General features: G+C 64.3%; 16 protein-coding genes. 8 read left to right on the top strand and 8 right to left on the bottom strand.

Annotated features, from left to right (window positions below; translation table 11 throughout):
• Positions 1–38 precede the first annotated feature (38 nt).
• Both V9L18_RS11360 and V9L18_RS11355 read left to right on the top strand, forming a co-directional pair.
• Entirely contained in the window at positions 39–638 is a 600-nt protein-coding gene (locus V9L18_RS11360) for a class I SAM-dependent methyltransferase (protein WP_337347274.1), read from the top strand.
• Positions 610–1,650 carry an alpha/beta fold hydrolase gene (locus V9L18_RS11355; protein ID WP_337347273.1) on the top strand — a complete coding sequence of 347 codons (1,041 nt, stop codon included), beginning with the start codon at positions 610–612 and terminating at the stop codon, positions 1,648–1,650. The genes V9L18_RS11360 and V9L18_RS11355 overlap by 29 nt, the downstream gene beginning before the upstream one ends.
• A 30-nt stretch (positions 1,651–1,680) precedes the next feature.
• Here V9L18_RS11355 and map read toward each other — a convergent pair whose 3' ends face one another.
• A complete protein-coding gene (gene map / locus V9L18_RS11350) occupies positions 1,681–2,451 on the bottom strand; it encodes a type I methionyl aminopeptidase (RefSeq protein ID WP_337347272.1) in 771 nt (256 codons plus the stop codon).
• A gap of 52 nt (positions 2,452–2,503) precedes the next feature.
• On the opposite strand from map, the gene V9L18_RS11345 reads away from it, so the two are divergent.
• Positions 2,504–2,776, top strand: coding sequence for a helix-turn-helix domain-containing protein (locus V9L18_RS11345; RefSeq protein WP_337347271.1), 273 nt, complete (start codon positions 2,504–2,506; stop codon positions 2,774–2,776).
• A gap of 715 nt (positions 2,777–3,491) precedes the next feature.
• Here the strand turns inward: V9L18_RS11345 and V9L18_RS11340 are convergent.
• Both V9L18_RS11340 and V9L18_RS11335 read right to left on the bottom strand, forming a co-directional pair.
• Complete coding sequence (locus V9L18_RS11340; RefSeq protein ID WP_337347316.1) at positions 3,492–4,145, bottom strand: DNA alkylation repair protein; 654 nt, start codon at positions 4,143–4,145, stop codon at positions 3,492–3,494.
• Between the two features lie 107 nt (positions 4,146–4,252).
• Positions 4,253–4,618, bottom strand: a complete 366-nt coding sequence (locus V9L18_RS11335; protein ID WP_337347270.1) for a DUF1801 domain-containing protein — start codon at positions 4,616–4,618, stop codon at positions 4,253–4,255.
• A 129-nt stretch (positions 4,619–4,747) separates the two neighbouring features.
• Between V9L18_RS11335 and V9L18_RS11330 the strand changes: the two genes are divergently transcribed.
• Positions 4,748–4,918 (top strand): hypothetical protein, encoded by a 171-nt coding sequence (locus V9L18_RS11330; protein ID WP_337347268.1) that lies wholly within the window; start codon positions 4,748–4,750, stop codon positions 4,916–4,918.
• Here the strand turns inward: V9L18_RS11330 and V9L18_RS11325 are convergent.
• Entirely contained in the window at positions 4,915–5,430 is a 516-nt protein-coding gene (locus tag V9L18_RS11325) for an AAA family ATPase (RefSeq protein WP_337347267.1), read from the bottom strand. The genes V9L18_RS11330 and V9L18_RS11325 overlap by 4 nt on opposite strands.
• A 119-nt stretch (positions 5,431–5,549) precedes the next feature.
• On the opposite strand from V9L18_RS11325, the gene V9L18_RS11320 reads away from it, so the two are divergent.
• Positions 5,550–6,170, top strand: coding sequence for an L-threonylcarbamoyladenylate synthase (locus V9L18_RS11320; protein ID WP_337347266.1), 621 nt, complete (start codon positions 5,550–5,552; stop codon positions 6,168–6,170).
• A gap of 113 nt (positions 6,171–6,283) precedes the next feature.
• On the opposite strand, the gene ligD is transcribed toward V9L18_RS11320, so the two are convergent.
• Positions 6,284–7,300, bottom strand: a complete 1,017-nt coding sequence (gene ligD / locus V9L18_RS11315) for a non-homologous end-joining DNA ligase (RefSeq protein WP_337347265.1) — start codon at positions 7,298–7,300, stop codon at positions 6,284–6,286.
• 90 nt (positions 7,301–7,390) lie between these two features.
• Here ligD and V9L18_RS11310 point away from each other — a divergent pair, with 90 nt between their 5' ends.
• Positions 7,391–8,068 (top strand): alpha/beta hydrolase family protein, encoded by a 678-nt coding sequence (locus V9L18_RS11310; RefSeq protein ID WP_337347264.1) that lies wholly within the window; start codon positions 7,391–7,393, stop codon positions 8,066–8,068.
• Between the two features lie 8 nt (positions 8,069–8,076).
• Here V9L18_RS11310 and V9L18_RS11305 read toward each other — a convergent pair whose 3' ends face one another.
• Positions 8,077–8,229, bottom strand: coding sequence for a hypothetical protein (locus tag V9L18_RS11305; RefSeq protein ID WP_337347263.1), 153 nt, complete (start codon positions 8,227–8,229; stop codon positions 8,077–8,079).
• A 154-nt stretch (positions 8,230–8,383) separates the two neighbouring features.
• Positions 8,384–11,194 (bottom strand): ATP-dependent helicase HrpB, encoded by a 2,811-nt coding sequence (gene hrpB, locus V9L18_RS11300; RefSeq protein ID WP_443197946.1) that lies wholly within the window; start codon positions 11,192–11,194, stop codon positions 8,384–8,386.
• Here hrpB and V9L18_RS11295 point away from each other — a divergent pair.
• A complete protein-coding gene (locus V9L18_RS11295) occupies positions 11,193–11,477 on the top strand; it encodes a hypothetical protein (protein ID WP_337347261.1) in 285 nt (94 codons plus the stop codon). The two genes, hrpB and V9L18_RS11295, sit on opposite strands and share 2 nt — an antisense overlap.
• 96 nt (positions 11,478–11,573) lie before the next feature.
• Here the strand turns inward: V9L18_RS11295 and V9L18_RS11290 are convergent, their stop codons facing one another.
• Entirely contained in the window at positions 11,574–13,049 is a 1,476-nt protein-coding gene (locus V9L18_RS11290) for an APC family permease (protein ID WP_337347260.1), read from the bottom strand.
• Positions 13,050–13,196: 147 nt separating this feature from the next.
• Between V9L18_RS11290 and V9L18_RS11285 the strand changes: the two genes are divergently transcribed.
• Positions 13,197–13,673: an NUDIX domain-containing protein gene (locus tag V9L18_RS11285; RefSeq protein WP_337347259.1), complete on the top strand. Its 477-nt coding sequence runs from the start codon at positions 13,197–13,199 to the stop codon at positions 13,671–13,673.
• Positions 13,674–13,717 lie beyond the last annotated feature (44 nt).

Here is a 13,717-nt window from a genome sequence, read left to right as displayed (position 1 = left end):
TTGCCGGGTATCTCCTTGCCTGTCCCTAGACTTGGTGCGTGACTGATGCGCAGGTTCTGCATGCCTACGCCGCGCGTGCGGCAGAATACACGAGCGTCCTTGGCGCCATCGAGGACATGCACGAGCACGACCTGCGCCGGATTGAACGGTGGGCCGGGGAGATTCGCGGTCCGGTAATCGACGCCGGGTGCGGCCCGGGACATTGGACGGACTACCTTCACAAACGGGGTGTCGACATCGAAGGTGTAGATTTCGTTCCCGAGTTCATAGAGATCGCCCGACTCCGCTTCCCCGAGGTACTGTTCCGGGTCTCCTCAGTTCGTGCCCTGGACGTGGCGGACGGGGGCCTGAGTGGCGTGCTCGCCTGGTATTCGCTGATTCACTTGGTTCCGGCGGAGCTACCGCATATTCTTTCCGAACTCGCACGCGTGCTCAGGCCCCAAGGGCGCCTGCTCATTGGCTTTTTCGAGGGCGTTTCCGCCGAGCCATTCGACCATGCCATCACAAAGGCTTACTACTGCTCTTTAGACCAGATGAGCCGGCTACTGCAGGATGCCGGGTTCGAGGTTCTCGACGTCGAAACGAGGCATGACGCCGGCAGGCGGCCGCATGCAGCCATTGCTGCGATCCGCCGGTAAGGGTTCGCTTTCCCCGAACCCGGTGAACAACCGGAACGGCACGACGTCGAATACTGTGGATCCGGTGACGGACGAGCAATTTCAGGCAAAAAGCGGCTGGGTGACCATGCCCCATGCTGAAATCTACTGGGAAGCCACCGGAGATCCCGACGGGATTGCGGTCCTTTACCTTCATGGAGGCCCTGGCGGTTCCCTTGGTCGGGGCGGGTACCGTAAACGCCACGACCCCGGCCGGTTCCGCACTATCGGTCTTGACCAACGCGGTTGCGGCAAGAGCACTCCCGTCGTCCAGGACGACCTTGACCACCTGCCCGAGAACACGACGCAAGCCTTGATCAAAGACATCGAGGCTGTGAGAGAACACTTGGGTGTACAGAAATGGATCGTGACCGGCGTTTCCTGGGGTAGCACGCTTGCCCTCGCCTATGCCCTGGAGTTCCCCGCGCGGGTTCTCGGCATCGCTTTGGTAGCGGTGACAACAAGCAGCAGGGACGAGATCCAGTGGATCACAGAAGACGTCGGACGCATCTTCCCCGAAGCATGGGCTGAGTTCGCAGAAGCGGCCAACGCGGCCCCCGGCGAACGGATAGTGGATGCTTACGCTCGTCGGCTGGCGGGGCAGGATCGCGCAGACGCGCGGCTCGCTGCACTGTCTTGGGACCGGTGGGAATCTACGCACATTTCGCTGGATCCCAACTGGCTTCCTGGCCTGCTGTTCGAAGACGAGCGCCAACGGATGACCTTCGCGCTCCTGGTCACGCACTACTGGTCCAAGGACGGATTCCTCGTCGAAGGCCGGGAAATCATCCCGCGGATCCACGAGCTCAATGGCATCCCCGGCTACCTCATCCACGGCAGGCGGGACATCAGCGGCCCCGCCGTCACGGCATGGCAGTTGCACCGGCGCTGGGAGTCCAGCCGGCTTATCGTCATCGAGGACGAGGGCCATGGCGGAACTCGATGCATGGCAGCACTGACACGAGCCGTCGAAGAAATCGCTGCACTGGCCTGAGTTCACGGGCTGCGACGGCTTCGGAGCGCTCTAGGCCAGTTGAGTGAGAATAACGGGTCCGGATTCCGTGACGGCAACCGTGTGCTCGGAATGCGCGGTCCGCCGGCCATTGGAGCTGCACAGGGTCCACCCGTCGGGAGCTGTCACTAGCTTGCTGGTGCCGTCCATAACCCAAGGCTCTATTGCCAGAAGCAGTCCAGGCCGCAGCACGTATCCACGGCCAGGCGCACCGATATTCGGAATATGCGGATCCTGGTGCATGGTGCTTCCAACACCATGTCCGCCAAATTCGGTATTGACCTCAAAATGCGCTGATTCGAGCACTGCGCCAATTGCGTGGGAGATATCTCCGATACGGGCTCCGGACTCGGCCGCCCGGATGCCAGCCAGAAGCGCTTTTTCCGTGGTTTCAATCATCTTCAGGTCGCCGGGCGCGGCGGAACTCCCTACAACGAAGCTGATGGCGGAATCAGTGACCCAACCATCGACACTTGCCGCGAAATCAAGCGTGAGCAGGTCCCCGTCCACTAAAACGTAGTCATGAGGGAGTCCGTGCAGGACGGCATCGTTGACGGACGTGCAGATGACTTTTCCGAATGGCCCGCGCCCAAACGCCGGGGCATAGTCGACATAACACGAACGGGCTCCTGCGCTCCGGATCATCGAAGCTGCCCATTCGTTGATGTCCAGGAGATTGGTCCCCGGCTCGATTCTCTGCCGCAAGTCCGACAAGGTTTTTGCCACGAATTGGCCCGAGTGACGTGCTTGGTCAATTTCCCGGGGTGTGAGTAGCTCAATCAACGAATCCTCCAATATAGAACCGGTATTATTATAACGGTACTATGCTGGGAGGATGGTCAGAGTTCCTCTTAGCCCCGAAGATGTCCGCGCCGGGAGGCTGCTCGGAGAGATGCTCCGTCATGCACGCGGAGAACGGACCCTTGTCCAGGTGGCTCTCGGAGCAGGAATATCGCCCGAGACGCTCAGGAAAATCGAGACGGGTCGAATCGCGACGCCTTCTTTCGTGATCGTGGCTTCCCTGGCCGAGGAACTGGGCCTCTCGTTGGATGCTATCCAGCGAACGCTGCGAAGGTCGTCCGGCGAAAAGCTCGATGTAGCCTCCTAGAGCACGTAGGGTTCGAACCATGGACGCATCTGGGGGGACCGTTTTTCGTGGGGTGCGCAGGCAAATAGTGCTGTCGACGGCGGGCCTTACTATCGGCGTCGTAGCAGCTGCCTGTGGGTTGGCGCTTCCGCAGGGCTCAGCCTCCGACAACCACACCGCCGCCAGGCCGTCGTCTATGGCTCAAGCACCCTCGACGGGCGCAGAGTTGTCGCCGGGCAAGACTCCCGCACCGGTTCCGCCGGCGCCTCCCGCGGCTTCCAGTCAGGGTGCAGACGACTGCTTGGAACAAAGCCCGGAAGAGGCCCGTGCTAATGGAGTGCTGCAGTGCCAGTACTTCACTTCCGGCTCCCTGATGCCGGACTCAGTCCCGTCTGGCCCGGGCCTAAGCTCCGGTGACTACGCCGTAAGGTTCTCCAACGTTGGGGGAAGCACATTGATGACCTTCCGGATCCCCTGTGCTTCGTACGCGCTGAGGGTTAGCATTGTCGGCCAGACAATCACGCCGGAGCCGGGGTCCACGGAAAGCTCCATTGGCACCTGCAACTTCCCGTGGGATGAGGAGCAGAAGCGGATGGCAAGGTACCTCCAAGGGCCGTTGCAGTTCGCGCCAAAGGAAGCTGGCATCGTGCTCCATAACCCTGAATGGGGAGTCACTCTGTTCCGCACTCCCTACGCTTGACGGCGGCCGTGTCGTTGCCCAACGACGTCCACCTGGCTATCCGGCCCGGCTCTCTCCCGCCCGGCGCACCATTTCGTTGATCCAGATGGGCGCGAACGGAGAAGTGCAGTTGGGCGGCGTCGGGTAATCCTTGAGCACCTCGAGCCGCTCACCGATGTCCAGTGCACGGGCGCGGAGCTCGGCGTGCTCAATCCCGATCTGAGCCAGGCAATGGTTCATCGCCCACTGCAGACGATCAGGTGCCTCCCGCATCCCGGACTCAATGACGTCGAGGAGGCCGGGGAGGTCCAGACCTCCAGGACTCTTCGCCACGCGTTCAGTGGTCAGCGCCCAGCCAGCACTGGCGACCACTGGATCCGGATCCGCGAACCAGGACTGGCGCAGGTCTTCGGAGTGGGGGCTCTTCTTTACTACGTAGTTCACGAGCCAGTCGTGCACCTTGGGCGTACCCGCCTCGCGCACCATGGCGTCCAGCTCATCGCGCTCGTACACCTTGGGCCGGCAGATCAGAAGCGCCAGGAGCCTCGCCGCGGTGTCATTCGTTTCCCAGAGCTGGCGCGCAAGTTCCTGCTGGGTCTTCAGCCGCTTCGCCACAGCGCGCAGCTTGCTGAGGTTCACGCCGTGATCGTCCCCGCGCTTCTCGTTCACCTCGCGTGCCCTTGGGTCCTCGAGTGCGGCAAGCTCGGCCATCACCTGGTCCACTGTCGCTTCGGCCACCGTCGTATCAGCCACGTCTGCCTCCCTGTCGATCATGTGTGCGATTCAGCCTACGACCGAAACCTGGAAGCATCGAACACTTAGCCACGAACCCATTCACGTACGAGCCTTACGAAATCCTCCTGCCGTGCTGCCGCTACTTCCGCGCTGGGAAAAATCACTTGGCCGCGGTCTTGCCCGATCATTTCCAACAGCCCGCTCCACTTCGACGCATCAAAATGGAAGACATCCTCGTTCGTCTTGGCACCCCGGTGGAAAATGAGCTGAATGTGATTCAGCGGGCGCAGGTTGAATGTCACCCGGTCAACGGAATTGAAGCAGAAGCTCGGTGCTTTCCACTTGATGTGCTCCGTTATTGCGTCATCGCCGTTGAGGACTGCCAGCCGGAGCGACTCAATTGCCGGCTTGAGGGGGTGGTCCAGCGACTCCAGGAACGAATCAACCACCGAGTTTCGATTTAGTGTCATGAGACAGTCAAGCACTTTCGCTGTCCGCTACGTGCTTCGCTGGGATATCTGACGATAGGCTTTGACGTGTCCGAATCAGGTCAACATAGCTTCTTGGGGGAAGAACGCATGGACGCCAATCCGCTGAATTTTCTGGTGCTGTGCGCCGTGGGCGCAGCCGTCTTCTTTTATGTCCTGTACGGCGTGGTTCGCGCTGCGACCCGTGATGGAATCATCGACGCGGCACGCCAAGCCGAAAAGGCGAAGGCATCTGGGGATGAATCGGAACTCCGCGGCTAGCTGAACGGCAGCAGGCCAACTACAGCGGCTGCATCGACAGGCGAGGACGTATCCACCCTGACAACGGTGCCGATGCTCAAAGGCGCGCCGTATGCTGACCACTCGGCCCAGTCCCGCTCCGCACTGATCCCGACCGGATGAATCCTGTGACGCCGCCGATCCCTGTACCGATCCCACGCCAGGCCCGGAGGCACGTCGCACCAAACTTCAACCACTTGTGGACGTCCTGAGAGGGCTATGCCTGCATTGACGAAGCCAAGATCCCGAGGCCGGTACCACCACGACTCGACAATGACCGTGCCTGGAATTGCGGCGGCCAGCTGCCACATGGTCTGCGAGGCAATCTGGCCCAGCTTGCCGCTGCTCACACGGCTCAGACAAATATCCGCAAGGGCTTCCTTGATGGAGTCTTTGGAGATGAGGGGAACACCCAGTTTTTCGCTCAGTTGGATCCCCAGAGTGCTCTTTCCGGATCCGGGGAGGCCATTTACCAGGATTACTGATTCAGCCACAGTTCGTTGTTCTCATTCAGCCGGGGATTCCGAGTATTTCAGAAGTCGGCCAGGATTTGCCTGATTGAGAGGGCAAGTCGCGAGTGCGCTATTCCCAGCCGGGCCGTAGGCTCATGGGCATGGCCAGATACTTCGACGTTCATCCCCAGGATCCCCAGCCGCGCGCCATCACGCAGGCCGTCCGCATAGTGCTGGACGGCGGCCTGATCGCCTACCCCACGGACTCCTGCTACGCGTTAGGCGCACAGTTGGGCAACAAGGACGCGTTGGACCGGATCCGGACCATCCGCAAGCTCGACGACAAGCACCACTTCACCCTTGTCTGCAAGGACTTCGCCCAGCTGGGCCAGTTCGTGAACATCGGCAACGACGTCTTTCGCAGCATCAAGTCCGTTACCCCTGGCAGCTATACCTTTATCCTGCCGGCCACCAAGGAAGTCCCGCGCCGGCTGCTGCACCCCAAGAAGAAGACTGTGGGCGTGCGGATCCCGGACAACCGCGTGGTGCAGGCACTGCTGGCGGAGCTGGGCGAGCCACTCCTTTCCAGCACATTGCTCCTTCCCGACGAAGAGGACCCGCTGACCCAAGGCTGGGAGATCAAGGAACGCCTGGACCACGAAGTGGACGCAGTCATCGATTCCGGCGACTGCGGGTCCGAGCCCACCACGGTGGTGGATTTCTCCAGCGGCGTTGCCGAGGTGGTACGCCGCGGCACGGGAGACCCCTCCCGCTTCGAATAGGTTCTCTTCCGCGAGATGACGCTTAACGGCAGTGTTCGACGGCGGAGCTACCGTTAAGTGCCACCTCGCGGGAACGAACGGGCCCCGATCAGTCAGTGAATCCCGCCTTAGTCCTACTTGCGCGCCCGGCTGGGCTGCACACGCGGCGGCTCGCCAGGCATCTTGGGATAGTCGGGCGGGAACGGCATCTCACCGAGTCCTGCCTTCACATCACGGTCCCACCAGCCCAAAAGGGTGTCGATGGTCCCCGGATTAGCGTTAATGTCCGCCCAAGGATCGCCAACGGTTTTCAGCCGGTCCGGGACAGTGAGGATGGTGAAGTCCTTCGGACTGATGCTTTCCAGTTCCTCCCACGTGATGGGGCAGGAAACCGACGCGTGGGCCAGGGCGCGGGGACTATAGGCGCCGGCGATGGTCCGGTCGCGGTTCGCCTGGTTGAAGTCCAGGAAGACCTTCTCGCCGCGCTCCTCCTTCCACCAGGACGTAGTGACCTTGTCGGGCATGCGCCGTTCCAGCTCGCGGGCGGCAGCGATGACCGCGTGCCGGACATCCAGGAACTCATGCGTGGGCTTGATCGGTGCGTAAACGTGGAGCCCACGGTTTCCCGATGTCTTGATGAAACAGTCCAGGCCTGCCTCCGCCAGTACCTCCTTCAGCGCCAGCGCGGCCGGAACTGCGTCGTCGAAGTCAGTTCCCGGCTGGGGATCCAAGTCGATCCGGAGCTGGTCGGGGTTGTCCGTATTCCCGGTCCGCGATGGCCAGGGGTGGAACACCACAGTGTTCATCTGCACGGCCCAGACCGCGGCCGCTGGCTCGTCGAGCACCAGCATGGGATGCGAGCGCGCGCTCGGAAAAACCACCTTCACCGACCGGATGAACTCCGGCGTACCCTTGGGCGGGTTCTTTGAGAAGAACTGCTCGCCGTCGACGTTGTCTGAGTACCTTTGCAGTGCCACCGGCCGGTCGCCGTTAGCGGCAATGAAGGCCTCCCCAACGTCCACTATGTAGCGCGCCAGGTCCAGCTTGGTCAGCCCCAGCTCGGGCCAGAGGACCCTGCTGGGGCTGGAAATCCGCATCTCACGCTCGCCGTTGGGCCCGGGGACGGTAAGGGTAGTCTGTTCGCTCGCCATGGGGACAAGCTACACCCCGCCTTTCCGCTGGCAAACCACATTGCATCGGGCCCGGCGTCGGAACCAGCGGACTTCCGGCATGATGGATCCATGACCGTCTCAGAGTCCCCCCTGACCATCGCCGTGGGCGACGTCGGGGTTTCTGCTTCCTATGCCCGTCCCGAGCAGCCGTTTGCAACGCTGGTATTGGCCCACGGAGCGGGTGCGGGCATGGAGCATCCGTTCATGCGCGGGTTCACCGACGCCCTCAACGACGAAGGCGTGGCCACCTTGCGGTTCAACTTTCCGTACCGGGAGGCGGGACGGAAGTTCCCGGACCGGCCCCCGGTGGCGATCGCGGCCTGGCGTGCGGCAATGGACGAGGCAGCGCGGCAGGGCGCGGAGCACGGGAAGAGCGGACCCATCTGGGCGGCCGGCAAGTCGTTTGGCGGGCGGATGGCGTCGATGGCCGTCGCGGAAGGCATGGACACCGCCGGGCTGGTTTACCTCGGCTATCCGCTGCACCCGCCGGGCAAGCCGGAAAAAATCCGCGACGAACACCTTTACGGGCTGACGCTTCCCATGTTGTTCCTGCAGGGTTCCCGCGACACCTTTGCCACTCCGGAACTATTGGAGGGCGTGGTGTCCCGGATCGGCACATCCGCCGTAGTGGAGTGGATCGAGGGTGGAGACCACTCCTTTGCCATCGCAGGCAGGAAGCGAAGCGCCGAAGACATCGGAGCGTCATTGGCCCCGACGGTTGCGGACTTCATGCGCGCCCGCAGCTGACCCTCCCGCTATGCGGCGTCCTCGTGCCACCAGCCTTCCCAGGCGGTGGAGCTCAATTGTCCGTTGGGGAACCCGGCCTTGGCGTTTCCGCTGCCATACGGACGGTTCTCGTCACTCCGGCGGGCATCCAGCAGGAGGTTAAGGCTACTCAAAAGCAACATTGTTGTGTCCTTTCATGTCGTGGTGTGGACCACGCTGTCCACGTACCGACGAGCCTAACGGCGTGATGTTTCAGCACGTCGACGCCACGTTTCCGGTATGTATCGTTCCTCTCACCCTGTCTTCCGGGGGCGATGAATCCGCCCGCCGATATGGTCACATCCGGGATTTGGTCCGTGCGGTTGGCTGCGCCGTCCATGGATCCTCGGGCCACGGGTGCTTCGGATAGCGGCCCCTCATCTCGGCCCTCACCTGCGCGTACGGCCCGGACCAGAAGGACGCCAGATCGTCCGTTACGGCCAGCGGACGCCGGGCCGGTGACAGGAGGTGAAACAGGACGGGCACGCGTCCTCCCACCAGCCGCGGCGTCTCCGCCCAGCCGAAGCATTCCTGCAGTTTGACCGCCACTACCGGCCTGCCGCCGGCGCCAGGTTCCGCAGGATCAGGCCGTCCAGGAGCCGCCGCGGCACCAGCCGCCGTTGCGCGGTCCGGCACGTCCGGGTAGTCGATGCGCACCCTCGATCCACTGGGAACTTCCAGGGTTTCCGGCGCGAGCTCCGGCAGCTTCGCAGCTTCGGGCCAGGGCAGGAGCCGCCGCAGAGGGTCGGTGAGGTCGATGCTGCCGGTGGCCGCTCCCCCGGCCAGTTTCTCAAGCTCCGGCCCCAGCCAGTCGTCCAGGCGCGCGAGCAGGGCGGATTCGGAGACGTCGGGCCAGGGCTCGCCCAGTTCGCGGCGGAGCAGGGCGATCCGACGGCGCAAGGTGTCCGCCGCCGTCGACCATCCGATCGTTTCCAGCCCGTCTATGGCCAGGGCGCGTGCCACCGCAGCGCGCCCTTCGTCCGGGGAGGGGCGGACCGGAGTGGAGGACAGCACGATCGCTCCGAGCCGGCGCTCCCGCCGTGCTGTGACGCGGGCCCTGCTGAAGTTTGCTTCGATAGCGTCGGTGAGGAGGTGGCGGGCCGCCGCTTCCGCGGTGTCCGCCGTGATCGGTGCAGCGGAACGGATCACGGCACCCGTGCCGGCAGCGTCCCGGCCCTCTGCGCGCGATACCTCCGCAACGGCCAGCCACTCATGCCCGGCCAGGGAACTTCCCGCCGGTAACCCGGCCCGGGTGCCTGACGACAGCAGGTAACGCTCCGGCCCCTGGCCTGGAACTCGCCGCGCCACCCGGTCTGGAAATGCGAGGGCGACGACGGCACCCACCGCTTCCGCCTTGGCAGACGTCGAGTTCGGGGCAGCGCTCAGGACTGGGGGCACGACGCCGGCGCCCTCCTTCCGAGCGATGCTTTCCATCCGCCTCACGTCCTCCTCCCAGCGCCGGGATCCAGGGTCCTTGCCCGTGCGGAGGGCCGCGATGAGCCGCGTAAGGTCGGCACCGGGGGCGCGCTGGTCCCCCGCTACCAGGGCCACCGCCTCGGCGGCTGTCCGTACGCCAACGGAGGCGGCGCCGTCCAGGAGCGCGCGGGCCAGCCTCGGATCGGCGGGGATCCTCGCCAGGGTCCTGCCCAGCGCTGTGGCGTGGCCGTCCTGCGCCACCGCGCCGAGTTCCCGGAGCACCTCAACGGCCTCCTGCATCGCTGCCGGCGGGGGCGCATCCGGAAGCGCCAGTCCCGCTCCGGCGGGCGAACCCCAGCAGGCCAGGACCAGGGCAGCGGCGGTGAGGTCGGCGACGGCGATCTCCGGCGTGACGTGGGCAGGTGCCGCGCCGAAGGCCTTCTGGTCGTAGCAGCGGACCACCAGGCCCGGACCTTGCCGGGCGGCCCGGCCGGCGCGCTGCTCCGCAGAGGCACGGGAGCACGAGACAGTCACCAGGCCGGACATGCCCCGGCTCGCGTCTCGCCGCGGCTCGCGGGTCAGGCCCGAGTCAACGACGACGCGGACGCCCGGGACGGTCAGTGAGGATTCGGCGAGGTCTGTGGAGACGATGATCCGGGACAGCGCTTCGTCGGTGCGACCGGACACGGCACGGTCCTGCTCGGCCGGGCTGACCTGGCCATGCAGCTCCAGGATTTCCGTTCCTGGGCCGGTCCTGGCCCGCAGGCGTCCTGCAACGTGGGACACTTCCCGGGCGCCGGGGACAAACACCAGCGTGTCCGTATCGGGAGTGGCCCTGGCGTGTGCCCCTGCGGCGGTGTCCGCAACGTGGTCCAGGAAGCCGCGGGTCACGCCGCGGCCGTCCAGCCTGGCAGCCCCGGCGGGCACCCATTCAACGGCCAGGGGGTACAGGGCCGATGGGCAGTCGATCACGGGAGCCGGCCCGCCGCCGGCGTGATCTTCTGTTCCTGCGGTGGAGGCACCAATCAGGGCCGCAAACCGTGGCGCGTCCAGTGTGGCGGACATGGCCACCAGGGTGAGGTCCCCGCGGAGCTGCCGCACTTCGGTGAGCATGCCCAGCAACAGGTCCGTCTCCAGCCCGCGTTCGTGGACCTCGTCCAGGATCACCGCGCCCGCCGTCTCCAGTCCCGGGTCATCAAGCAGCCGGCGGAGCAGAATCCCCGGAGTGACGAACTCGATGACGGTGGCGGAGCCCGTTTGGCGCTCGCCGCGGACGGTGTAGCCCACCCGGTCGCCGAGGCGGCTGGCGTCCAGTGCGGCCAGGCGCCGGGCTGCTGCGCGGGCAGCCACGCGCCGTGGCTGCGTGACCACCACCCGCCGCTGCCCGTCAGGGGTACCGGCCAGCAGGTTGGCGAGCAGAGGCGGAACCAGCGTGGTCTTGCCCGTTCCCGGCGGCGCCTGCACCACCGCAGTCCCGGCCTCTGCGTCCCGCCTGAGCGCCGCAGTGAGGTCGCCGAGGGAATCGGCAAAGGCCAGGCCGGCCCCAATGGCAGCCAGGTCAAACGTCGCGGCAGAGTTCGGAGAAGTCACCCGTCCATTCTCCCCGTACGACAGGTGCCCGGCTGTCTGTCCCGTCAGGAGCCTGCGTAGGAGAGACTGGAGGCTGCCACACACGAAAGCGGGACCAAGCATGATCAATCTCCAGCAGGACGCAGAAGGCTTCATCCGGATGAAGCGCCATTTTCCCGGCAGTGTGGAGGTGACTGTCACGTTTGCCGACGGCACCCAGGAAGTATTCAGCGGCCTCCGGCTGAACCGTATCTACGACGAAGCCAAGGCCGAATACCGAGCACAGAACCAGCTCGACGCCAAGGGATTTTCCAGGGGTCCGAAGAAGAAGGTCCAGGAAGGCATCGAATTCGTGGCCGTCCACCCTGGCATGGGGAAGACGGAGGACGGGCGGCAGAAGCAGTAGCCCACCCAACCCCATGGAGTTCTTGTCCGGATAGGGGGACTTGGACGGCGCCAAGTGGCCGTCTCTGGACAAACTCGCAGGAAGGAGGCAGCTGGGTCAGCCCTTGTCTTCCTTGCCAATATCGTGCAGGCTGTCCGGACCTCCGGGGCCAGCGTTGGTCCTTCTGTTGATCAGCCACGTGAGGACCCAGAGCACCACACCGATGGCCATCAGGCCGCCGGCGATCTGGTACTGGATGACGTTCCGGCCCACCCATGGGCCTGCCAGGAAGGCGCACAGCAGCGCGGCGACCAGCGGCAGCTGCCCCGGCGAGGTGAAGAACACCTTGCGGTTGGGATCCCGCTTGCGGCGCAGGACCAGGCAGGCCACGTTGACCACCGTGAAGACGCACAGCAGCAGGAACGCGGTGGTCCCGGAGAGGTTTGCCACGATGTTGCTCTGAGGGTCGGACGTGACGTACCAGATAAGGCCGAGCGCCAGGACGGTGGAGAACAGGATACCGGCCCACGGTGTGCGGCGTACCGGGAGCACCTTCCCGAGCGGCCGGGGCAAGACGTGCTGGCGGGCCATGCCGTAGATCAGGCGGCTGGCCATCAGCATATTTATCAAGGCTGTGTTGGCGACGGCGAAGACGGCAAGGAACGGGAAGATCCTGTCGATCGGGAAGTCCGGCGAACCCTTATGCACCACCTCAAGGAGGGCCGCCCCCTCGGCTTCCCTGATGTTCTCCAGCTCCGTGGGCGAGAGCACGCTGACCACGGATATGGCTACCAGCATGTAGAGGATTACCGCCACGCCAAGACCGGTGAGCATGGTCCGGGGGAAGATCTTCTCCGGGTGATGGGTCTCCTCCACCATGTTCACGGAGTCCTCGAAGCCAACCATTGCGAAGAACGCGATGGATGTAGCCGCAGTGACTGCCAGGAACAACCCTTTGTCCTGGTAGTCATTGAAGACGAATATTTCTCCAGCGTTCCCCGTCCCCTGGGCCATGACGAAGAAGCCGACACCGATCACGATGCAGAGCGCGATCATCTCCACGAGGGTCAGCACCACGTTGAACTTCACGCTCTCGCCCACGCCGCGGAGGTTGATGACCGCCAGCAGCAGCATAAAGGCCATCGCCACCAAGGTGATGACCTCCCGTCCAGGCACTTCCATCCAGCCGTTGACTTCCAGGCCGCCGAAGAAGTTCTGGGCGAGGACGTTCGCTGAGGTGGAAGCGCTGGTGATGCCGGAGCAGACCACGGCGAATGCCACCAGGAACGTGACGAAATGGATTCCGAAGGCCTTGTGCGTGTACAGCGCCGCACCGGCGGCCTGCGGGTACTGCGTAACCAGCTCCAGGTACGAGAAGGCCGTCAGCGTCGCGACGACGAAGGCCAGCAGGAACGGCAACCACACGATGCCGCCCACGGTGCCGGCCATGGTGCCAGTCACGGCGTAGACGCCGGCACCAAGGATGTCGCCGACGATAAAGAGGAGCAGGAGCTTGGGGCCGAGGACCCGCTTGAGTTTGGGTCCGTCCCCCTCGGGCGTCACGTCGTACACTTCTTCAGACGTCTGGCTCATGGCTGACCTCCACAACGGGTAGACGGCTCCCGGTGGAACCGCAGCAGGATTCCCGGTCTTTTGTGACCTACTTCACTTTGAACCTCTCAGGTCACTTTGGCAACACCCCAGAGGCGCGGCGGTATAGCCTAGCCCGATGGAGCGAACATGACAGTCCGGAGCGCAGGCATCCTGCTGTACCGAGGGGATCCGGCGTCGGGCCTCCAGTTTTGGATCGCCCACATGGGTGGACCGTTCTGGGCGCGCAAGGACGCCGGGGCCTGGTCCGTCCCCAAAGGCGAGTACGCCGAGGACGAGGACCCATGGGCGGCTGCGCAACGGGAGTTCACTGAAGAAATGGGCGTGCCCGCACCCGCCGGCGACTACCGGCTGCTGGGTTCGTTCCGCCAGCCCTCGGGGAAGGTCATCACAGTCTTCGCGGCGGAGTCGGATTTCACGCCGGAGCGGATCGTCAGCAACACCTTTCCGCTGGAATGGCCGAAGGGCTCGGGCGTCATCACGGACTTCCCCGAGATCGACCGTGCAGAGTGGGCCACCGAGGCCGAAGCCCGGACCAGGCTGGTGCGGGGCCAACTGCCCATCCTCGACGCACTGGTCGAACAACTCAAACAAGGCGGCACTTAAGGGCAGTCCCGGCGTCGAACACTGCCTTTAAGTGCCACCTCTAA

The organism is Pseudarthrobacter sp. CCNWLW217 (genome assembly GCF_037203985.1).
Classification (GTDB): Bacteria; Actinomycetota; Actinomycetes; order Actinomycetales; family Micrococcaceae; genus Arthrobacter.
This window is presented reverse-complemented; position numbering and strand designations above follow the sequence as displayed.